22 protein-coding genes are annotated in these 21918 nt (G+C 58.3%); 13 read left to right on the top strand and 9 right to left on the bottom strand.

The features are described from left to right. The first annotated feature begins 42 nt into the window (after positions 1-42). Positions 43-855, top strand: a complete 813-nt coding sequence (locus tag GJR96_RS17125) for an enoyl-CoA hydratase/isomerase family protein (protein WP_151164738.1) — start codon at positions 43-45, stop codon at positions 853-855. Between the two features lie 799 nt (positions 856-1654). Next, on the top strand, positions 1655-1966 hold the full coding sequence (locus GJR96_RS17120; RefSeq protein ID WP_058572406.1) for a winged helix-turn-helix domain-containing protein: 312 nt from the start codon (positions 1655-1657) through the stop codon (positions 1964-1966). A 779-nt stretch (positions 1967-2745) separates the two neighbouring features. Here GJR96_RS17120 and GJR96_RS17115 read toward each other — a convergent pair. Then, on the bottom strand, positions 2746-3765 hold the full coding sequence (locus GJR96_RS17115) for a lipid II:glycine glycyltransferase FemX (RefSeq protein ID WP_151164737.1): 1020 nt from the start codon (positions 3763-3765) through the stop codon (positions 2746-2748). A gap of 72 nt (positions 3766-3837) precedes the next feature. Between GJR96_RS17115 and GJR96_RS17110 the strand changes: the two genes are divergently transcribed. After that, the gene (locus GJR96_RS17110; protein ID WP_154326397.1) at positions 3838-4011 is read left to right on the top strand and encodes a hypothetical protein; all 174 of its coding nucleotides are present in this window, start codon (positions 3838-3840) and stop codon (positions 4009-4011) included. A 244-nt stretch (positions 4012-4255) separates the two neighbouring features. Here the strand turns inward: GJR96_RS17110 and GJR96_RS17105 are convergent, their stop codons facing one another. Next, positions 4256-5860: an alkaline phosphatase family protein gene (locus tag GJR96_RS17105; protein ID WP_151164736.1), complete on the bottom strand. Its 1605-nt coding sequence runs from the start codon at positions 5858-5860 to the stop codon at positions 4256-4258. Positions 5861-6132: 272 nt separating this feature from the next. Between GJR96_RS17105 and GJR96_RS17100 the strand changes: the two genes are divergently transcribed. Next, positions 6133-7431, top strand: a complete 1299-nt coding sequence (locus GJR96_RS17100) for an antibiotic ABC transporter permease (RefSeq protein ID WP_225317785.1) — start codon at positions 6133-6135, stop codon at positions 7429-7431. A 61-nt stretch (positions 7432-7492) separates the two neighbouring features. Here the strand turns inward: GJR96_RS17100 and GJR96_RS17095 are convergent, their stop codons facing one another. Beyond that, complete coding sequence (locus GJR96_RS17095; RefSeq protein ID WP_154326396.1) at positions 7493-8104, bottom strand: HdeD family acid-resistance protein; 612 nt, start codon at positions 8102-8104, stop codon at positions 7493-7495. Positions 8105-8437: 333 nt separating this feature from the next. Between GJR96_RS17095 and GJR96_RS17090 the strand changes: the two genes are divergently transcribed. From GJR96_RS17090 to GJR96_RS17070, 5 genes are all read left to right on the top strand, one after another. Next, positions 8438-8902, top strand: coding sequence for a DUF1269 domain-containing protein (locus GJR96_RS17090; protein ID WP_191965923.1), 465 nt, complete (start codon positions 8438-8440; stop codon positions 8900-8902). A 151-nt stretch (positions 8903-9053) separates the two neighbouring features. Then, entirely contained in the window at positions 9054-10298 is a 1245-nt protein-coding gene (locus GJR96_RS17085; protein WP_151164734.1) for an AI-2E family transporter, read from the top strand. A gap of 131 nt (positions 10299-10429) precedes the next feature. Then, positions 10430-10603: a hypothetical protein gene (locus GJR96_RS17080; RefSeq protein WP_154326395.1), complete on the top strand. Its 174-nt coding sequence runs from the start codon at positions 10430-10432 to the stop codon at positions 10601-10603. 228 nt (positions 10604-10831) lie between these two features. Further along, a complete protein-coding gene (locus GJR96_RS17075; RefSeq protein ID WP_151164733.1) occupies positions 10832-12205 on the top strand; it encodes a TIGR00341 family protein in 1374 nt (457 codons plus the stop codon). Positions 12206-12327: 122 nt separating this feature from the next. Further along, positions 12328-13914 carry an ABC1 kinase family protein gene (locus tag GJR96_RS17070; RefSeq protein ID WP_151164732.1) on the top strand — a complete coding sequence of 529 codons (1587 nt, stop codon included), beginning with the start codon at positions 12328-12330 and terminating at the stop codon, positions 13912-13914. Between the two features lie 80 nt (positions 13915-13994). On the opposite strand, the gene GJR96_RS17065 is transcribed toward GJR96_RS17070, so the two are convergent. Then, entirely contained in the window at positions 13995-14564 is a 570-nt protein-coding gene (locus GJR96_RS17065) for a hypothetical protein (protein WP_151164731.1), read from the bottom strand. Between the two features lie 188 nt (positions 14565-14752). On the opposite strand from GJR96_RS17065, the gene GJR96_RS17060 reads away from it, so the two are divergent. Beyond that, positions 14753-15448, top strand: coding sequence for a cob(I)yrinic acid a,c-diamide adenosyltransferase (locus tag GJR96_RS17060; protein WP_151164730.1), 696 nt, complete (start codon positions 14753-14755; stop codon positions 15446-15448). Between the two features lie 27 nt (positions 15449-15475). Here GJR96_RS17060 and GJR96_RS17055 read toward each other — a convergent pair whose 3' ends face one another. From GJR96_RS17055 to GJR96_RS17045, 3 genes are all read right to left on the bottom strand, one after another. Beyond that, positions 15476-16351 (bottom strand): universal stress protein, encoded by an 876-nt coding sequence (locus GJR96_RS17055; protein WP_151164729.1) that lies wholly within the window; start codon positions 16349-16351, stop codon positions 15476-15478. Between the two features lie 113 nt (positions 16352-16464). Further along, positions 16465-16932 (bottom strand): FKBP-type peptidyl-prolyl cis-trans isomerase, encoded by a 468-nt coding sequence (locus tag GJR96_RS17050; protein WP_151164728.1) that lies wholly within the window; start codon positions 16930-16932, stop codon positions 16465-16467. 69 nt (positions 16933-17001) lie between these two features. Beyond that, positions 17002-17370 carry a rhodanese-like domain-containing protein gene (locus GJR96_RS17045; RefSeq protein ID WP_151164727.1) on the bottom strand — a complete coding sequence of 123 codons (369 nt, stop codon included), beginning with the start codon at positions 17368-17370 and terminating at the stop codon, positions 17002-17004. A gap of 81 nt (positions 17371-17451) precedes the next feature. On the opposite strand from GJR96_RS17045, the gene GJR96_RS17040 reads away from it, so the two are divergent. Both GJR96_RS17040 and GJR96_RS17035 read left to right on the top strand, forming a co-directional pair. Continuing rightward, positions 17452-18078 carry a class I SAM-dependent methyltransferase gene (locus GJR96_RS17040; protein WP_151164726.1) on the top strand — a complete coding sequence of 209 codons (627 nt, stop codon included), beginning with the start codon at positions 17452-17454 and terminating at the stop codon, positions 18076-18078. A gap of 403 nt (positions 18079-18481) precedes the next feature. Next, the gene (locus tag GJR96_RS17035; protein WP_151164725.1) at positions 18482-19357 is read left to right on the top strand and encodes an amidohydrolase family protein; all 876 of its coding nucleotides are present in this window, start codon (positions 18482-18484) and stop codon (positions 19355-19357) included. Between the two features lie 18 nt (positions 19358-19375). Here GJR96_RS17035 and GJR96_RS17030 read toward each other — a convergent pair whose 3' ends face one another. Both GJR96_RS17030 and GJR96_RS17025 read right to left on the bottom strand, forming a co-directional pair. Then, positions 19376-20140 carry an enoyl-CoA hydratase/isomerase family protein gene (locus GJR96_RS17030; RefSeq protein WP_151164724.1) on the bottom strand — a complete coding sequence of 255 codons (765 nt, stop codon included), beginning with the start codon at positions 20138-20140 and terminating at the stop codon, positions 19376-19378. A gap of 76 nt (positions 20141-20216) precedes the next feature. Continuing rightward, a complete protein-coding gene (locus GJR96_RS17025; RefSeq protein WP_151164723.1) occupies positions 20217-20855 on the bottom strand; it encodes a helix-turn-helix domain-containing protein in 639 nt (212 codons plus the stop codon). Positions 20856-20958: 103 nt separating this feature from the next. Here GJR96_RS17025 and paaA point away from each other — a divergent pair, with 103 nt between their 5' ends. After that, the gene (gene paaA, locus GJR96_RS17020; protein WP_058572381.1) at positions 20959-21906 is read left to right on the top strand and encodes a 1,2-phenylacetyl-CoA epoxidase subunit PaaA; all 948 of its coding nucleotides are present in this window, start codon (positions 20959-20961) and stop codon (positions 21904-21906) included. The last annotated feature ends 12 nt before the right edge of the window (positions 21907-21918 follow it).

The raw sequence follows: 21918 nt of genomic DNA, 5'->3' as shown, positions 1-21918 counted from the left end.
GCATGGTTTCTTTTATCACGTACCTTCGCGAATCGTCCACACATGTCGACCGACGTGATAGACGACGCACAGTGGGATACCATCGAGACGACTCACGACGGATACGTGGGTCGGATAACGCTCGATCGGGCCGACGCGATGAACACCTTCAGCACCGAACTCGCTACCGACCTCGACGACGCGTTACGGGCGTTCGACGAACTGGCGAACGTGCGGGCAATCGTGGTCGAAGGGGCGGGGCGAGTGTTCTCGGCCGGCATCGACCTCTCTGAACACGCGGATTACGAGACGAAAGCCGAGTACGAGGCGTGGGTTGCGGTGATGGAAGAACCGTTCGTGACGCTCACTGAGATGCGAACGCCGGTCATCGCCGCTGTTCACGGGCACGCGGCAGCGAATGGGATTGGACTCGTCGCTGCGTGCGACCTGGCCGTCGCCGCTGAAGGGACCAAATTCGGCGCGACGGCCCCCAAAGTCGGGTTGTTCTGCATGGGTCCTGCCGTCCCTCTGATGTCGTCACTCACGCGGAAACGCTGTCTCGAACTGCTTCTGACGGGCGACCTCATCGACTCGGAGACGGCCCTCGACTGGGGACTCGTCAACCGCGTCGTCCCCGAGGGTGAGCACCGAGATGCGGCGATAGACCTCGCATCGACCATCGCCTCGAAGAGTCCCGTGGCCGTGCAGATGGGGAAAGAGGCGTTCTACGAGATGACCGAACTCGAGTACGACGAGGCACTCGACTACTCGAACGAACGGTTCGCGGAACTCTGTACGACGGCGGACGCACACGAGGGTATCGAGGCGTTCCTCGGGGGCGAACCACTGGGTGCAGACGAGTGGCCTGTTGAGTGAGGATTTGGGAACCGAGTAGTTCACCACAGCGACTCTCGAAACCCTCTCGTCCCGCCTTCCACGCCGTATCCTGCCGAGTGACTCGTTCTGTGGACTCTGATTTCGACCAAATTGAGGAAGTAGTAGTATCACTGACGATATTACTCAGCTCGTTGTCTCTGCCAGACAACGATAGTTAGCAACTTGTGGCGGGAATTGGGACTAACACGAATAAACTGTATAGCGCTATATGAAAATTGCGTCTACTCGTCGGGGTTCGCGCTCTCTCGACGGTACTACCGCGGGCGCTGAGACACCCGACGTGACAGTAGTGTGTCGTCGAGAAAGGCGGACACAGTTCAAACCCGTTCTCAGCTATCGCTGTCGTTGTTCCGTGACGTTCGCTCCGAACTAGTAGTCACGATTCATTTAGTATCCCACCGCGCGCAATCTCTCCTCGTACGAAGTGAGACTCCCAACTAGTCCGGATAGACGAACGTTGTGTGTTGTATTAATCAAAACATATTTTGTTTTGTACCAGTAATTATCAGAAACTGGCCACTCACGTGTCGACGCCGATGGCTGAACACGACGATTCGTGTGTCTGTACTTAGTCTGGTGGTTTTCTGTAGTTTGACTGTGTAAATGTGAGTTTAATCGAGACAGTATATCTTTTATTTGGCTCTTGTTAATATCGTATTTTACGACGGTGGTGTGTTTTTTACTACTATCTGATGTATATGTTATCGTGATGTTCAGAAAATACTGAATATATTTCGACCAAAGACTTTATGTAATTATCTGGCTGTTAATCTGATGAATGGCTAGTAAGCAAGACGGACAATCTGATACGAACGACAACATCAATTGGGACATGGTCAGCTATGCTATCAGCTCCCAGTACCGATTGACCGTTCTCGAGCGCCTCGCCGAAGGGCCCGCGACGCCAACGCGTATCGCCTCCGACACGGACAGACACGTTGCGAACATCTCCCGGTCGATTCAGCGACTCAGAAAGCGTGGGCAAGTAGAACTTCTCGTCCCCGAAGACCGGAAGAAAGGCCGCGTGTACGGCCTCACGAAGGAAGGTGAGCAGTCGTGGGACGTCATCCAATCGCAGGACTTGGCGTGACACTTGGACGCACAGAAGACGCTACACGTGGCACGCCACTTCTCCGTATTTAGGACCTACTACTGGTAGGAAATTTGGCTCTGTTGAAATCCTATTCGTTCGAGACTTTGGCCCGTAGAACAGCCGATAGGTAGATGGGATATGTGTCAGCAGATAGTATTTATCTTCCCAGTCCAAACTGTCTCTTTGAATGAATGAATATGTAAAGCGAATCGTGGGTTCTCTCATCGAAGATCTCGATGACCCACTCCCTGTTCTCGGTTTGTTGTTCAGTGCGTTCGTCCTCTGGGCAAGTCTGCTAGATGACTATGTAGGGAATGGAACTGTTGTAATTTCGCTTCTCCTCTCGTTCATATCTGTCACACTGTTCATCGCTGTCGTCAAATACCGCAAATGACCCATCTGTGACTCCTCTCCGATCTTCTTTACCTGCCCACTATTCCGTTGAACTCATCTCTGTCTCTGCTGGTCAGAGTGACCGGTCGAGATTGTGAGTGTGACATGCGATGACGAGTTCTCGAAACTGTATCTACCACTGACGCGAGCGGTCGAACGATGGTCTCGCTTTTCTGCTCGGCTACGACCACACGACGTTTCGCGGTCGTCGTTTGGTCCCCCAACGAGTCGCCAATCCAGCGTCGGCAGACGGCGACTGTCGAGCAGAGCGATTTACCAGTCGGGAGTCGTCTCGCGAACGCCCCTTCGAGACAGTGCACGTTCGTCACGACGGCGTGGAGGCCTAGAAAAAGAACCCGACAGTGGACAGTGAAGTGTTCGAGTTACGCACGCTGACGGAGGGTTTTGTAGATGTGTGCGAGTTTCCCCATCCCCGCCTCACTGCGTTCGAGACTGTAGAAGGGGTGGAGAGATGGGTTGAACTTCGACTTGTATCGGTTGATGCGGCGGTTGTCTGCACCGACGAGGTCGTAGGTCGCTCGGCCCCGGTCCATCGCGTCGCACATAATCTGCCAGTCGAGGAGGTCGTTGGTCGCGATGTCGACGTCGATGTCGGTTCGAACGCCCCCTTGCCACCGAGACACCATGTCTTTGTAATCTGTCACCAGAATCCCACCGATGAAGTCGCCGTCCACTCGGAGCGTGTAGGGTCGGATTTGTCCCTCTGGGAGGTTCGTGTAGAGGTCTTTCACGAACTCGGCAGTCGTGTGGAACGACACACCTTGGTCTTCGTATCGGTCCGAAACCTGTTCGATGATGCGGTCGATTTCACTGAGACCGCCTTCTTCGATGGTGTACGACTCTTCAGGGGCGTTTCGGATGTTCGACCGGGCGTCGCTGCTGAAGTTCATCAGCACGTCGTCTTCGCCCTCGGTGAGGTCCACGTGGTACGTGTACGAAGGGGAGATGGAGAAATCGTTCCACGAGAACGCCCTGAGGTCGTCGTAGTCCCCGTCGAGACGGATGTGGGTGTACTGCGGTCGGATTTCGTTTTGGACCCACTCGAAACAACTGTCGATGAACTCGTGGTGTCTGCTCTCGCGTTTTCGCTGTTTCATGTGGTCCATGTTGAGCAAGACGGGTCCGAGATACGCGACGCGGAGTTCGGGGGGCGGTGAGAACACCGTGTTGATTGGCCCCTTCGAGATTTTGAAGAGCGGAAAGAGACCGACTACCTCCTGACCTTTGAACCCGATGAGTGGATACAACTCCGAACCAGAGTGCTTCGCTTGAACTTCGAGCGCTGCGTACTGATGAAATAGATTTCCGTGTGGTGACTGCGCGACGTACTGGTCCCACTGATGGATGTCGTCTTGGGATGCATACCGGATTTCGATACTCATTGTTCGTACGATATCAGCACACCCTGAGCGCTTTGTTATAATCTTCTTATAGGTCAGGAAGGCCGATAACTGGTGAGTAGGACCGATTCACCGGGAATCCCAACCGAGGAACTCGTCACAGTTCCATCGTCGGTCTACGACAACGGGGAACGCAAAGATATCGTCACCAGCGAGACGGTGGCGAAAGACGACGCTATCTCGCCTGACGTCGTGACAGAGCGACTCGAGAACCTCGGATACGTCTAACTCTCGCGTCGACTCTTCTGGTGTCTGCGGGCAAACCACTCTTTTCGTGACTCGTCTCCTGTCGACACGGTGACGGCCAGCGTCTCTCGTCGTTCCGCTGGTCGGTCCTTCTAAATGTGGTGTCAGTCTCTCACTCGTGAGTCTCTGTCGAACGTGTTATTCAACGAATAACGACAGATGACGGTGCTGCCCGTCTTCAACGACTGCTCACCGACAGACGAACGAAAAGAGGAGAAGGAACTTCCTACTCGATGTAGCCGAGGTTGGCGAGTCGCTCTTCGACTCGACTGTCTGTCGTCGTGTCGACTGGCTGGGTGTCGAGTGCTGGGTACGACCGTCTCCCAACTGGGTCGACGAATGGGAGGACGCTCCCATCCATTTGTTCGTCCGCTTCGATACCGAACGTCGCGAGGACCGTCGGTGCGATATCGAACAGGTGGGCCCCATCGAGGGACACGTCCGTGTCGACATTGGTTCCGATTGCTGCGACGATGCCGTTCAGTTTGTGATTCCACGGTTCCGATGGCTCACCGAACACGTCGTCGTCGAGCATCGCAGAGAGGAATTGGTCGAACGCTCGCGGGACGAGGACGATGTCGACGGCATCGTCGTCTCTGGGGCCGAAGAGGTACTGCTCGCGGGGAGAGACGTCGTCGAACACCGGTCTCCCATCGGGGCCAGTGACGTCTCGAAGCAAGTCGATGAGTACCTCTCGGGTCGACTCGTACTCGGATTGCGGGACGACACCGTTCGGTTCGCGTCCTTCGAGGTTGATTCGAATTCCGAGTTCCGTCCGCGAACGCATGAAGGCGATAGAGTGCTCGAAGTCGACCTGCTGGGTACCGGCGCTGATGACGTCGGAACTGACTCGGTTCGCGACGAACTCGTCGAGACCGATTCGTTCGAGGAACCCTCCGATACGTTGACTCGTGAGGCCGGTTCGGGCGACAAACTGCATCGCTCTGGCGGGGAGGCTCTCTTCGACGGATTGTGCTTCGATGCCCGCTCTGAGTTTTGCGTCTCGAACCGTCGCCCACGTCGGCATTCCTTGGCCACCGTTGACGGACTTGACGAACCCGTGCTGACGGAGGAACTCGTTGACGCGGAACTCGTAGCCTGTGTACTCACCCATGCCGTGGTCGCTGACGACGAGTACGTTCTCGGGCTGATAGGCGTCGAGGATGGCTTCGAGTTGTCGGTCGACTTCGGCGTAGATGTCGCGAACCGATTCGAGGTCACCGGGTCGTTCGTGGAAGACGGTGTCCGTCTGTTGGAACTGGATGAATCCGAAGTCCGGGTCGAAGCGGTCGACGAGGTACTTGAATGCGTCTCCACGCATGCGAATTAGTTCACAGTACCGCTCGCTCGGTGAGGCGTCGGTCGGTGAGGGGTCACGTGGGTACACACGGTACGCTCCGATTGCGTCGCGAACGTCGTCTACGATACCAACAGGGTGACCCTGTGGGTTCTCCGGTGCCGTGTAGCCCGGGATGAGGGCACCATCGAAGGGTCGACATGGGTGTGTCACCGGTGCGTTGACGACGACGCTCGAAAACCCGTGATAATCTAACAGTTCCCACAACGTTCGTTCTCTGAGATGGCTGCCGTTGACGACGCTCCACTCGTAGCCATCGAAAGAGAGGAAGTCGAACACTCCGTGTTTGCCGGGATTCATCCCGGTGTACACCGATGGCCACGCACTGGCCGTCCATGGTGGAATCTGGGATTCGAGTGGACCGTGAACGCCGGACGAAAATATCCTGCGGAGCGTCGGCAGTTCACCGTCGTCGAAGAGTGGTTGTAAGACCGGGAGACACGCCGAGTCGAGTCCAACGAGCAGCGTTTTCATCGCTCCCGTCCGATTCGTGGACATACACGGAATGTGGCGGTTCTACCGTTTTGTTATACGCGCACTTAGTTTCAATAAACGACGTACATCGGGCGTTTGGCTATCACATATGTACCGTCCTCTGGCGACGAGTTCTCTGAGAGGGGGGACCGTACGGGGCTCTGGCCTGCCACTTCCGTCGTATGGGACTAGTAACTCCGCAGTCGCCCGATTTTCGATTGCATAGGATACTCGTAACAAAGCCGTCAACGTCTGTCTTTCACGATAGTACTATGTCGCAGAATGGCTCACTTCTCTCCGCTTCCGAACACCCACAGACGAGTGTGCAAGAACCTGCCGTGGAGTTCGGCGGGCAACCACTCACACAGATTCTCTCGGACACCCTCGAATACGCACGTACCCGAGATTACAAGGGGTGGGATTACGGCGATGGGATGAGCAGCAAACTGCTTCGAGCACTTCCGTTCGAAAACAAGTGGGTCAACCTCGCCGTCCAAGAGATGGTCAAACGTCCGCCAATCAACGTCCGGCCGTTGTTCCTCGTCGAACAACGTCGAAACTACAAGGGGACTGCACTGTTCACGATTGCGAATCTGAACTACCACCACTACACGCAGGCGATGGGTGAGCAGACGAGCGTAGACTACCTCGACGAAGCGAGACGCCTCGCTGATTGGCTCATCGAGAATCGGAGCATCGGTTACCACGGGTTCTGTGGTGGCCACAAACACGAGATTCAACATCTGGAACAGAAGGGCGTCCCCAACGACCCAGACGTCGTCTCGACGTCGTTCGCGGTGAAGGCACTCCTCACAGCGTCTCCGTACGACCCGGTGTACGCTCCCGTCGCGCGAACGGCCTCGGACTTCGTCGTCGAGGACCTCGACTACAGAGAGGTCGATGGCGGCGCGAAGATAAACTACCACATGAACCACCCCGACACGTACTATACACTCAACTCGGGTGCACTCGGGGCACGACTCCTCGTGGATATCTACGCACACTACGGAGACGAGTCGGACCTCGAACGAGCGACGGCAATTCTCGACTTCATCGCCGACCAGCAGGCCGATATCGGTGGCTGGACCTACCGCGTGCCGGCGTCGAGTTCGCACCTCTCGATGGACAACCACCACAACGGGTTCATCCTCGACGCGTTCCTCCGGTACAAGCACGTCTGTGACTCGTCGCGGTACGACGAGACCATCGAACGTGGACTCGCGTTCTATCGGACTGTCCTCTTCGACGCCGACGGTGCGCCAAACTGGGACGAGTCGAAGTCGTACCCGCGTGACATCCACGCCGCGGCGACTGCCATCGCTGTCTTCACCGCTGCGGGTGACCTGGAGATGGCTTCCAGAATCATCGAGTGGACCATCGAGAACCTCTATGCGGGTGATGGACGATTCTACTACCGGAAGCACAAGTTCTACACAGTCAAGACGACGCTGATGCGCTGGGCACAAGCCTGGATGGCGTACGCGATGTCCGAGTACCTGAATGCTGTCGCACGCACCGATGGCTACCAACTGGGTGTGGACGCCCCCATGTACGTGCCTCCAAAATCGTAGCCAGAAGGGACAGACACTCGTCTCCCACCTCGTCCACAGTCACCGACGCCGCCGGTGAGAGTTAGACGCCACCTGCTTCTGCGGCCTGTTCGAACTCGGCAGCAGCTGTCACGTTGCGGGCGCTGTAGGCGAGGAGTGCCATCGAGACACCGCTCACGAGGAGGTTGATGCCGAACAGCAGACCAACCGCCCACACTGCGGTCGATGGGAGTCCGGCCCAGAGCATCACACCCAAGAGCAGACCGATTGCACCGCTCGCGATGCTCAGGAACCAGTTCGGTTCGCCGCGGAGACGAATCCCCATCGCAATTTCCACCACACCGCTCACGAGTAGGTAGGCGATGACGAGGAGCGTCAGCGTGACGAGGCCGAAGACCGGATTGAGCAGGAGAATTATCCCGGCAGCGAGGGTCACGACACCGAGAACGAGTTCCCAGATGGCCCCCGTCCAGTTTCTCGCTCTGAATATCCCGATGAAGTGGAGGAACCCGCTCACGACGAGGAAGACGCCGATGAGGAACGATATCGAGATGCCAGTGACGAACGGTGCGAGTACCGCGAGTAGGCCGATGACGGCGATGATGGCTCCTGCGGCAGCAATCCACCGCCAGTTTGTCTGAATCGTGTTCGATGCGGAGTCGGCCGGACCCGAGGCTTCTGGTGTCGTACTCATGACGCCTGTTAGATTGGTGAGAAAACAGATTAAGCAATTTGCACTGTGTGTGTGACGTTCTCAGGGGCGGACGAGTACACGGTATCGAGACTGTTCGGACTTCGAATTCGACAAGCCTGTGACGGGTCGACGTGGTCTCTGGGACGGTGGTCCCGGTGGCAGACGGCCCTGTCACGTATTGGATTGCCTGACACACGACTCTCACCGAATATTCCACGGTGCGATATGATTCGCTCGTCACGACATTCTCGTAACACGTGAATAGTATTGATAATCCGTCACGTGGAATTGACGTTCACAATGAGTAGCCTAGTGGTGCTGGCGTTCGACACCATGGAGGGTGCCAAGGGCGCCCGTGACAAGTTGTACGACCTACAGAAACAAGAGCTAATCAAACTCGACGACGCTGCCATCGTCGTGCGTAAAGAAAACGGGAAGACGAAAGTCGACCAGGCGGTGAGCCTCGTCGGAACTGGTGCACTCGGTGGTGCGTTCTGGGGGATGCTCATCGGGCTCCTGTTCCTCGCACCGTGGCTTGGATTGGCCGTCGGTGCAGTGACCGGGGCGCTCTCCGGGAAGTTCGCCGATTACGGTATCGACGACGATTTCATCAAAGAGGTTGGCGACACTATCGAGCCCGGCCACTCCGCGTTGTTCTTGCTCGTCCGCGAATCTCAGAGCGAACGCGTCGTCCCAGAACTCGAAGCACTCGCACCAAAGGTTCTCCAGACGAACCTCTCTCCCGAACAGGAAGACGCTCTCCGTGAAGCGTTCGGCCAAGAACCGACTGCCGCCTGAGCGGGGCGTACATCTCTTTTGAACGCCTAGAGTGCGAGTTCGTGGTTCGCCACGGCGCGTGTGAGGATACGATGTCGATTCACAATTCAAACCACCCGTGCGGTGGACAATCGAGCGGGATGGAACGCCTCAGCGAGACGGAGGTCGGTCGATGACTCGGCGAGTCGTCGACTTGCGACTCTCTCGGGAACGGGCGGGACTGTGGGCGCTGACGGTGCTCCTCTTCGGACTCGTCATCTACGTCACGTGGCGGTACGTTGGAACGTTCGTCCTCGGGTTGTTCCTCTACTACGTGACCCGGCCGGTTCACGCCCGAATCAGCCACCGTGTCCCTTCACGAACGCTCTCGGTGACGTTGGCCCTCGTGAGCGTGGCGATTCCCGTGTTGGTCCTCGTGGTGTGGACTATCTCTGTCGCGGTTCGCGGACTACGTGACCTCCTCGGACGGGACTTGACTGCCGAACCGATTCCCGGCGTCGACTCGATACCGTCGTTCCCGGAACTGCTCGCCGTCTCAGAGTCCACGCTTCGCGCCTTACTCACCGACCCTGGGACGTTGTTGGCGAACGGAATCGGCCAGCGACTCTTGGACCTTCTCAGCACCATCTCTGGGTCGCTCGCCGTCGTCGTGAACGTCGGCTTGCACCTGTTTATCGCACTCATCTTGGTGTTCTTCCTGCTCCGTGACGATTACCGAATCGCCGCGTGGGCGCGTTCGACGTTCATGAGTGACGACAGCGTGCTCGAATCGTACCTCGAAGCGGTAGACCGTGACCTCACGCAGGTCTACTTCGGAAACATCCTCAACGCCGTGCTCACTGGTGCGCTGGGTGCTGCAACCTACAGCGCACTCAACCTCGTCGCGCCAGCGACGGTCCGAATCCCCGAACCAGCACTGTTCGGTCTCTTGACCGGTGTCGGAAGCCTCATTCCCGTCATCGGTATCAAAGTCGTCTGGGTCCCACTCGCGTTGTTGCTGCTCGTCGACGCCCTCCTCACCGACCCGTCGGCACTCTGGTTCGTCGTCCTCTTCGCCGTCGTCTCTGTCGTCATCGTCGATACGCTTCCCGACCAACTCCTGCGACCGTACGTCTCAGGGCGGTCCCTCCACGTCGGTGCAGTCATGTTAGCGTACACGATTGGTCCACTCCTCTTTGGATGGTACGGTGTCTTCTTGGGACCACTGCTACTCATCGTCGTGGTGGAGTGCGCTCGGCACATCGTCCCGGAGATAGTCGGTAGACCGAGGGCGACAGGAGACTTCCTCTCGGAACCTACCGACGGAGTCGAATCTGAAGACGAGTCTGAACCCGAACTCGGGAGTGACGACGCCGGCCACTCTCCTCAGTCTGGGGGTGTGGACGACGACAAAGACGGGTCTGTCCCCTCCGACTGAAGGTCCCAGCACGTTCGTCTGTGTCGATTGGTAGCAATACGCGTGTGTCTCGCGCTGAGCGAATGTCGACCAAAATAGAATACAAACATACGACGAATAAGTATAAATGCGACTACGGTCCACCGGGTGGTATGTCACGACAAGCACCCCCAGAGCCCCCACGCGCTACGACTCGCATCGAGTGCGACCAAACAGCGGGCTACAACGTGAAAGCGGGTGCTCACTACTACGAATACTGTCCGTTCTGTGGGCACCGAACCGACGAGGGCGAAGACCACGAGATTCGCATCGATATTCGAAACTGACCGGTTCGGTCAGTCATCCGGGAAACACCCCAGTTTGTTCGGCGACGATAGTTGTCTACGGAGCACACAGTCTCCGAATACTCACATACCGAATTACGGACGTATCCGTGTAACACCCTCGTTCCTGTCCGTCGATTCCGAACCGGTCGCACGACGAACGACGAAGACGTGCACCCATTTATGTCATCTCGCTCCCAGTTTTATTATCGTAGAGAGCATATACGGTCTATGCGTCTCGTTCAGGTGTTGATACCCGAAGGAACCCGAGAGAGCGTTCTCTCGACACTCGATGAACAGGGTATCGACTACGCGGTTTTTGAGGAGGTTGGTCGGGGTGACTTCGAAGCGATGGTCCAGTTCCCCGTCCCACCCAGTGGTGTCGAAACGGTGATGGACGAACTCACCGAAGCGGGGATTCGGGAGGACACGTATACAATCGTCCTCCCGACCGAAACGGTTGTCTCACAGCGACTCTCGGCACTCGTCGAGCGGTTCCCCGGTCTTCGGATTTCCCGTGAAGAACTGTACGCGCGGGCTCAGGACCTTGCACCGGCTAATTCGACGTTCTTCGCGTTTCTGATTTTGAGTACGATTATCGCAACCACGGGTCTGTTACTCGACTCAGCAGCGACAATCATCGGTGCGATGGTCGTCGCACCGCTGATGGGCCCTGCCATCTCTGCGAGTGTCGGCACCATCCTCAACGACCAGCAGATGACTCGCCGTGGCGTGATGCTTCAGGTGACAGGTCTGCTCGCCGCGATTGCGACAGGTGCGGTTATGGGCTTCCTCCTCCAGCAAACGATTCTCATTCCCCCCCAACTCGATATCACGTCGATTCCACAGGTCGCCGAGCGAACCAGTCCGAACTTCTTGTCGCTCTTCCTCGCTCTCGGGTCCGGTCTCGCCGGGAGTATCAGTATCATCCGGGGTTCTGGGTCGACACTCGTTGGGGTCGCTATCGCAGTCGCACTCGTCCCGCCAGCAGCGACGTCTGGCCTCGGAATCGCGTTTGGGTTGCCCGGTGTCGCGATAGCGGCTGCTGTCTTGGTTCTCGTCAACCTGCTCGCAATTAATCTGTCTGCACTCATCCTCCTCTACCTTTCCGGGTTCAAACCGCTCGAAGCCGGGAAGTACGAAGGGGTCAAGTCGTCGCTGTTCAGTCGGATTGCCGTCATCGCAGTCGGCATCGCAGTCCTCTCTCTCGTCCTCGGGGCGGTCACCTTCACCACCTTCCAGACGCAGTCGTTCGAACGACAAGTGCAAAACGAATTCCAAGCGGGATTCGAAGAAGCCGACCTCCCGGGTGTCGAACTCGTGAGTGTCTCCGTCACCTACGAACCGGTGGACATACTCCTCGGGAACGAACCGCAGGTCAACGTTCTCATCGCCGTCCCGCGTGACCAAGAGATTCCACCTGACCTCGCACAACGGTGGGACGACCAACTGACCGCGGAGTTCGACCGTGACGTGTACGTTCGTGTCGGATTCGTCGAAGCACAACTCTCGGAGCGTGAAGAGCCAACCCCGCCACTCGGGTGGCCGTCACTCACTGACCGTTCCGGCAGTCACCTTCGGTACCCGGGGACCATCCGTGGGTGATTCGTCAGTGACTCGTGGTGGTTTCGACACGTTCGAAGTAGGTGAGACAGGCGGACGAGTGGATACGTCCCCGCCTCTACGTTTTTGGTCCCAGCGATAGTATCACTCAATCGAGGAATCGAATGCTCCAGTATCCGCGTCGCTTCGTTCAGATTGCACTCAGCTTTCTCCCTTTCTTCGTCGCATTCCTCCGGGACCACCGTCGTTTCGTCCTCGTCGGCCGTCCCCGAGTCGTGACCGAAGAGCAGCATCGAGAACGGGCCCGCAAGTTGCGCGATACGATGGTCGACCTCGGTCCAACGTTCATCAAGATTGGACAGGTGCTCTCGACGCGTCCGGATATCGTCCCGTTGGTGTACGCCCAAGAACTCATCACGCTTCAGGACACCGTCCCGCCCGGACCGTTCGACGAGATACGTAAAATCGTCGCGGCCGATATCGGGTTGGATTCCTTCGACGAATTCGACCCGGACGCGTTGGCTGGTGGGTCACTCGCACAGGTTCACGAAGCACGATACGATGGACGGCGCGTCGCTGTCAAAGTTCGCCGTCCGAACGTCGTCGATATCATCGACGTAGACCTTCGCGTGGTTCGGCGACTCCTTCCACTCGTCATCGCCATCGCCCCGAGGCGACACCACTTCTCGCTTCGCAACCTCGCCGACGACTTCGAACGCGTCATCAAAGAGGAACTGGACTTTGACCGAGAGGGGCGAATGATGGACGAGATAGGTGCGAACTTCGCTGACGTCGACGACGTCAAGATACCGACGTTGTACTCGGAGGCGTCGTCTGAACGAGTGTTGACTATGGAGTACGTCGAGAGTACGAAGATAACGGACGTTGACGAACTCCGAAACGCCGGGTTCGACCCTGCCGAAATCGCACACGAAATCGCAGACGCGTACTTCAAGATGGGTATCGTCGACGGTGTCTTCCACGCAGACCCGCATCCCGGCAACCTCGGTGTCGACAGTCGTCGTCGAATCGTCTTCTACGACTTCGGGATGACGGGGACCTTCACCCCCGAGATGCAAGATGCGGTCGTGAACCTCTACTTGGCCGCCGCCGCACGGGACACCGAGCAGATGATGGACGTTCTCATCGACCTCGGCGTCCTCGATAGGAGCGTGGACCGGTCGAGCATGAACCAGGTCCTCGAACTGGCCATCGAAAACCTCGAAGGGAGGGGGATTTCGGACTGGCGCACACTCATGCTCGAAGTGAACGACATCCTCCACGAGTTCCCGTTCCGCATCCCACCGAACGTCATGCTTCTCATCCGCGTCGGCACCGTTAGCGAGGGCGTCCTCCGACAACTCGACCCCGAGTTCGACATTCTCTCCGCAGCACAGGAGTTCCTCGCTGCACACGGGTACCGCGAGCGTGGTGCAGAGACGTGGTTCCACGGTGTTCGAGACGATGCGACGATGTCGGCCCGTTCGAGTGTTCGCCTCCCAGCGAAACTGGAACGAGTTCTCGACACGGTACAGCGTGGGGAACTCGAAGTCGAAGGGTTGCAGTTACAGCAACCACTCGTCGCAACCGGACGGGTACTGGCGTACGCACTGATTACGGCGTCGTGGGTCGTCGGGTCGGCGATACTGACAGACGTTAGACCAATTTTCGGTGCCGTGGGGTGGACGATTGCGTTCGTGATGACAGTCGTGTTTATCTTCGCACTCCACAATGCGCGAAGCAGAGAGTGACACTCGCAGCGACCTACTGACGACGATTTCGACGCACGCGGCGGGCACAGCAGTTTCGTCGGGCCCCCAACGCCGAACAGTCAGTCCGCCGACGTGAGGTTCTGCAACATCCGCTCTCCGAAGAGGACCACGAGGATGGCACCAAAGAGGTTGAACACGAGGTCGAGTGCCGTATCGACCTTGCCGTAAGAGACGAGAATCGGTTCGATTCCCAGTCGCTTGGCACCGAAGTGAATCGCGTACTCGGTGAGCTCCCACACGATACCAAGACAAAGGATAGCAGCGACGACACGGGGCCGTGGGTCCTTCCCACGCCGCTGAGAGACGACGTGGACGACTCCGCCGACGACGGTAGCCGAGTGTGTGTGCGTGAGGTGGTCCCACCACCATACGTCGTCGTACGGGCCGAGCATTCCGACCGAGTGTGTGAGCATGGCGGACTCGACGTAGATGCGCTGCCACGGCCGAAACTCGGTTCCGAACACTCGTTCGAGTATCCAGGGGATGAACGTTCCGACGAGCGAGATGACGGCGTTCACCATCGCTGCCGGCTTTCGACGGCGAATTCCCTCGACGAACACGGCGACGATTGCGCATCTGATTCCGCGTTCGACGACTACTGGCTCTGAGGACTTGTTTGACTCCGTCACGCGTATCGTTCTCGTTGATTGTTACAGTGATGAGATAAAAATGTTGACACGGTTGGTTCTGGTCCAGTGTTCCTTGTCTCCTGTCCCGTGTCTGTTCGCCCCGCCCCGATTCAATACAACTTTTGCTAACGAAAATGAACTTGATTTCGTGCACGAACCACTGTCGACGCAGAATGGGAGGGTAGCGAATGACTGAACCTCGGGATACCGACCCGTCGTCGGTTCGGAAGAACACGCCCGGGCGCGGTGTCCGCCCCGAGGCGACGGCCATCGACCCCGCCGCCCCCGACGAATTTGGCCTCGTGCAGGTGTGGTGGGGTGACGGAAAGGGGAAGACGACTGCCGCACTCGGCATGGGATTCCGCGCTGCCGGTCACGGCTATCGCGTCCACATGCTCCAGTTCATGAAGGGAGGGGCCGACTCCGTCGAAGCAGTTCGCGGCGAATACAACGCAATCGCGGCGATGCCGGGATTCTCGTACGAGAACCTCGGTCACTACGGGTGGGCGGGACTGAAAGACGGTAGCGACGACGCCGACCACGCCAAACAGGCAGATGCCGGATTAGCACGAGCGAAGGAACTCGTCGCCGGGTCGGCTAACGCGGACCTCACGGAACCGCTCGACCCCGACGGAGACCCCGAAGACGGTGTCCACTTCCTCATCCTCGACGAGATTCTCTACGCCGTCGCGATGGGCCTCCTCGACGAGGCCGACGTGCTCGAACTCGTCGAGGAAAAACCGGAGAACCTCGAACTCGTCTTGACCGGGAGTCACGACGACCCGACGTATCTGCACGACGTGGCGGACCTCGTGACGAACGTTCGAAAGGTGAAACACCCAATCGACAGTGGCCAGCGCGCACGAAGAGGAACCGAATACTGACCGGATGGTGCCTCTCTCACCGGGTCGTCACTGGTCGTCGTCTGGTGCGACCGTAATGACCGGAACCGGCGCGTTCCTGACCGTCTTCTCGGCGACGCTTCCGAGAAGAATCCGGTCGACACCACTTCGTCCAGTCGTTCCCATGACGACTGCGTCGACGTCGTGTTCCTCGACGAACGTGAGAATCTGGTCACTCGGGTCCCCGTGTTCGACGTGCTCGACGACGTTCGAGACACCGAGTCCACGAGCGTCGGAGGCGACGGACTCGATGGCGTCGGTGGCGGCCTGTTCGTACTCATCGCCGGACATCATCGAACGAACGTCGGGGCCCAGAGACGAGTCGTCGACGACCGAGAGGACGTGGACAGTCGCATCGAGTGCAGCAGCGAGGTCGAGACCGTGTTTCGCGGCGGGCTTCGCCGACTGACTCCCATCTGTCGGGACGAGAATCTCGTCGTACGGGAAGGATAATTCGTCGTCGTCGACCATCCGTGCGGTGAGGACGGGGACCTCCGATAGACGGACGACTTTCTCCGTGACACTCCCGAGGAGTCGTCGTGTGATTCCGTGTCTGGCGTGGGTGGGCATCACGACGAGGTCGTAGCTATACTTCTGGGCGTACTCGGCGATTGTCGGTGCCGGGTTGCCCTGAACCACGTCGGTTCCGTACTCGACGCCGAGTGTGTCGAGAATCTTCCCTGCTTCTGCGACGGTGTTTTCGCCCTGCCGTTCGAGCGCATCGACGACTTCGTTGTCGACGAGTGTGACGCTGTCTCGGGCAGTGTTGGCCACGTAGAGGAGTTGTACCATCCCGTCCGACCAGTGAGCAATCTCACTGGCGTGGTGGAGAATCGCGCTCGACTCGGTGGTCTCGTCGACCGGAAAGAGGATGCGCTCGTACATGGTGTACATGTTGGTTGGCCCGCAGATAAGTGCTTTCGACGGGCGGTGTCGACACTACTCGTCTGGTACGTCCCCGAGTACGTCGTCTAAAACGGTATCCGCGACGGATGCGCTCAGTTCGCGTCGAGAATTTCGACGTCGAAGATGAGCGTCTCGCCGGCGAGTTGGTGGTTGAAGTCGATGCGGACGGTTTCGTCGTTCGCGTCGACGATTTCGCCGAGGCCACCCTGTTGAGTCTGGACGTACATCCCGACGGCGGGGTCGTCACCGAGCACTTCGCGGAGTTGTTCGGTGTCGTGTTCGCGAACGAGGTCTTCGGAGGGTTCGCCGTAGGCCTTCTCGGGCGGAATCTCGATGCTCTCTTCGTCACCGACTTCCATCCCGACGAGTGCTTCGTCGAGGCCTTCGATTACGGTTCCAGCGCCGACTTCGACGGTGAGCGGTTCGTAGTCGCGGTCCGGTTGCGACTCTGCGAGTCCTGCTTCTTCTGCCACGTCCTGCCGGGACGTGTCGAAGACAGTCCCGTCGGGAAGTTTGCCAACGTATTCGAGAGAGACAGCGTCGCCGGATTCTATCGTCATGCTACCCACTCTCTGCTGGACACGGATAAAAGGCAGTATGTATGCGAACGAGAGACGTGAGTGCCCGTCTCAGAAGAGACGCCAGAGGAGGGAGCGCAGTTTGTACCCTAACGACCCGTTTTGATAGCCGTTCCACCCGCTCATTCCCCCGGCGAGCGTCGTCGCATCGTACCCTTCCTCGCGAAGGACGTTCGTTGCTCGCTTTGCTACGATACCCATCTTGCAGACGACGACGATGTCCCTGTCGCGTGGGATGTCGTCGAAGTGCCGGCGGAGTGCGTCTTCGTCTCCCGACCGAACGTCGTCGTACACCGGGGCGTTGTAACTGCCGTCGATTGCGCCACGTCGGTAGTGGTCTTTCGGCCTGATGTCGAGGACGAACGGACCCGTGGTGTCGTCCAGTCGCGCGTCGAGTTCGTCGGGTCGAATCTTCGCCATTACGTTCACTGAACGTGGCGAGTCGCAAAGCGCTGGCGCTTCGAGACGTACGTTCAACACGGGGGCGTCCGTAGTCGCTCCATGGACAAGTGGGACGAGCGTTTCAGTGAAGGAACGTATCCAACAGACCCAGACCCGTCGCCAGTGTTGCGTGCGTACGTCGATACGTTCCCCGATGGCCGTGCACTCGACGTTGCGGCCGGAACCGGGAGAAACGCCATCTTCCTCGCACAGCACGGCTACGACGTCGACGCCCTCGACCAGTCTGCCGCTGGCCTCGAAATCGTCGACGAACGCGCTGCTGCGGCCGATATCTCGAATCGGGTACAGACCGTGCAAGCCGACGCAACCGAGTACGAGTATCCCATGGATGCATACGACGTCGTCACACTCAGTTTCTTTCGGACACTCGACCGGTTGGGCGACATCAAGGCGGCGCTCAAACCGGGTGGCATCCTCTTCTACCAGCACCACCTGCAGTCGTCGTCACCGGCGACAGTCGGACCGAGCACCGACCGGTATCGATTTCAGTCGAACGAACTCCTTCGGGCGTGTCTCGACATGACCGTCCTCTACTACGAGGAATCGACCGAAGAGCGAGACGACAGAACGTCGGCGACGGCGACCATCGTCGCGCGGAATTCCCACGGTCCGACACAGTCGTATCCGGGTCGTCACTGGGACCGTCTCACGAGCGAACATGAGTGAAAAAATAGTATTCTCTATCCAAAATACTTCACGGAGACTGTGAAAAACTAATTCAGGGTATCGACACCGAATGTGATATTGTAGCCCCGAATAAATAGACAATCACGCTTCTTTGGACGAACCTCAGAATATGCATCTGTTCGTACGCGAGTCCCTGTCTCTCTTCATTTATATCTTTATATTTACTCTATACTACTTTCATAGCTATTGTGATAATTATGTTACGTCGGCATTCGACGGCCAACCCTGACCGTCCCTAATTTGTTTGGCTGGACGTTTAGAGGGGTCCACGACGAACAGGTACCCGCGTCGGACGCCATCACCGTCGCACCCACCCATTCCCTTCTCGCGGCTCGTGAGATTCTCCGTTCGATTTTTATCGTCGGGCAACCGTCGTCTATCGATGACCGTGAGGGATTCGCTCGACGAGCCGCGCATAATCGACACGCACGCACACCAACCGACGGCGGAGTTCCTTCGGGATGCAGGCGGCGAGATGATGCAAGACGCGGCGAACAAGTTCGGCACCGAGATGGAGACGTGGGACTACGAGGCCATGATAGAGGAGTACCACGAGTACGGAATCGGAAAGGCGATTATGCTCGGGTGGGACGCCGAGACGAACACTGGCAACCCACCAGTTCCGAACGACTACGTCGCCGAGATTCGCGACGAGTACCCTGATTTCTTCGTCGGGTTCGGCAGCGTTGACCCACTGAAAGACGACTGTGTCGAAGAGGCTATCCGCTGTGTCGAAGACCTAGGGCTCTCGGGGTTCAAGTTCCAGCAAATCGCACAGGGGTTCGACCCGAGTGACGACGCACACACAGAACTGTTCGACACTATCGAGGACCTCGGCGTGCCCGTTATCTTCCACGGCGGAAACTCGACGCTCGGTGCCGGGTCACCCGGTGGCCGTGGCCTGAAAATCAAGTACGGCAACCCGATGCTCATCGACGACGTCGCAGCAGAACACCCCGACCTGCAGATTCTCATCGCCCACCCGGCGTTCCCGTGGGAGAAAGAGCAACTCGCCATCTGCCAGCAGAAGGGGAACGTCTACATGGACTTCTCGGGGTGGCTTCCGAAGTACATCGACGACCAGGTCCTCCACTACGCGAAGACGATACTGCAGGACAAGGTCATGTTCGGCACCGACTACCCGATGATTCGGCCGGAGACGTGGTTCGAGTCCTTCGACGAGTCCTTCGACGCACCCGACGAGGTCAAACGGAAGATTCTCTGGGAGAACGCCGAGGAGTTCCTCGGTCTGAACTAACCGACACCGAACAGCACTTCAGTCGAAATTCGGTCGGCGTTTTTCCAAGAACGCCGAAACCCCTTCTTCGTGCGCATCAGTATCGTACGCGAGGGTTTGCGCCTGCGCTTCTCGTTCGAGGCCGTCTCGCCATGGGCGACCGAGGTTCGCGTGAATCGCTTCTTTCGCGAGTGCGAGCGTCTCGGTCGGACGCGAGGCGAGCGTATGGACCGTCTCGTCTACAACGTCGTCCAGTTCGTCGGCGTCGACAACCTCGTTGACGAGGTTCAGTTCGGCAGCGCGGTCCGCCGAGACGAGTTTCCCAGTGAAGGCCAATTCTTTGGCCGCCCTGAGGCCAACGAGTTCGGGGAGCGTCACCGTCGCGCCAGCATCGGGGACCAATCCGACGTTGACGAACGACGCGGCGAACCGTGCGTCAGGAACGGCGTAGGCGAAGTCGCAGGCGGCGACGACTGACATCCCTGCGCCGACGGCGTCGCCGTTGACGCGAGCGACGACGGGAACTGGCGCAGTGAGAATCGCCTCAGCGACACGGCCGAGCGTCTCGCGGACGCGCTGGTACGACTCGCGTGCCGTCTCGTCGCGTTCGGCCATCGCCTCAATGTCCCCGCCGGCGCTGAACGCGTCGCCGTCGCCGGTCACCACCACGGCGTCGAACTCTTCGAAGGAGACTGTTTCGAGTGCTTCCGAGAGTTCGCGTGCGACGTCGGCGGTAAACGCGTTTTTGACCTCCGGCCGGTCGAACGTCACTGTCCGAATTCCGTCTTCGTCTTCGACTCGCATACCCCCGCTACACGGACACGAGATAAATAGCCTCGCGGAGGTACGTTCCGAGCACGCATAAAGGAGGGCCTCGCTGCTACCCGAACAGCACACCGTACACCGAGTGTTGGGCGCGCCGTAACCGTTCGAGGAACGCCGACTTGCTAATGCCGAGTTCGGCGGCCACATCGTCCGCCGTAATTGTTCGCGGGAGGTCGAAGTACCCCATCTCGTATGCGACTTCCAGACTCTCTTCTTGGGCTGACGTGAGTTCCCACGCGCGGCCGATGGCCGATTCTTCGTCGGTTCGAAGCGGGTAGACGCGCTGGAGTTGGATACCGACCGTTTGACCCGCTTTCTCCATCACGCCTCTGAGGACTTCGTTCCCGACGACTGCACCGCGCATCGTCGCTCCACCGTCGTTGTACTGCATCGACTCAACGAGGAATCCGACGTCGACGAGTTCGTGGACGACGCACGGGTGTTTCGAGAGACACCGGTAGGTGTACGCATCGTCCGTGCGGGTAACGTGGAGATATCTGATGGTATCGTCCTCGTCGAGGACGTCCGCTAATCTGTCGTCCGGCGGTGCGGTGAAGTGAAGCAAGACGTTTCCATCGGCCCGAAGTTGCGGTGCACTCGCATCGATGGTCACTGAGACGTTCGTCGTCGCTCTGGCGAGGGGGCAGTCGTCCCCGTCGATGCGAAACTCTGCGACGAGACACTCATCTATCATACGTGTATCAACTCTGTCTCCTCTACACACCCGGTGTATAAAAAGACAGTCTATAGACGGGCCAATTCGTAAGTGGTTATCCGTGATAGTTCTGTGTATACCGATGGACCTCGAAACTGTCAAAGAACGGGCGGGACCGCGCGAGTTCTCTCCGAAGGACGAGATGCCGGAGGAGTACCGCAAGGCCGCGACCCGGATGATACAGTTCCACGCGAACAGTGAGATAATGGGGGCGTACCTCGAACGACCCTTCATCCGTCAGGCACCGAGTCTCGAACGAAAACTGGCGTTCTCGGCGAAGGTGCAGGACGAACTCGGACACGGCCAACTGCTCTACCGTGCCGCGGAGAGTCTCGGCATCAAGACCCGTGACGAGATGCTCGACGAACTCGCCAACGGGCAGGGCAAGTTCCTCAACTGCTTCCACTACCCGATGGAGTCGTGGGTCGAGACGCCGATGATTGCGTTCTTCGTCGACGGTGCCGCGATGCGCCGGCAGGCGACGCTCAAGAGCACCTCGTGGGAACCCTACGCCCACGCGATGGACAAAGTCTGTTTCGAAGAGGGCTTCCACGTCAAACACGGCGAAGCGATGCTCCACGAACTGATGACCGGGTCGAAGAAGGAACAGGAGATGGCGCAGGAAGCCTTCGAGAAGTGGTGGCCGCGCATCATCCAGTTCTTCGGTCCGACCGACAAGCAGTCGACGCACCACGGATTCGCCAGTGAAGTCGGCCTCAAGCAGAAGTCCAACGACGAACTGCGCCGTGCGTTCCTCAACACCTACATCCCGAAAGCCGAGAAGTACGGACTCGAAATCCCGGACACGCCGACCATCGAGAAGAACGACGATGGCACCTACAACGTCGCCGAAGACGAACTGAACTGGGACGAGTTCTTCCAGATTGCGAAGAACGAGTACGAACCCGGACTCGGCCAAATCGACGGCCGCAAGAAGGCTCAGGAAGCAGTCGCCTGGGTCCGTGAATCGATGGACAGCCACGAACAGCGCCTGTACGGTGGCGGCGAAAGCCCGCAGGCGGCGGACTAAACGGAGTGATTC

It is taken from the genome of Haloferax litoreum (genome assembly GCF_009674605.1).
Classification (GTDB): domain Archaea; phylum Halobacteriota; class Halobacteria; order Halobacteriales; family Haloferacaceae; genus Haloferax; species Haloferax litoreum.
Note: the sequence above shows the minus strand (reverse complement) of the source record. Positions and strands in the feature narration are given on the sequence as shown.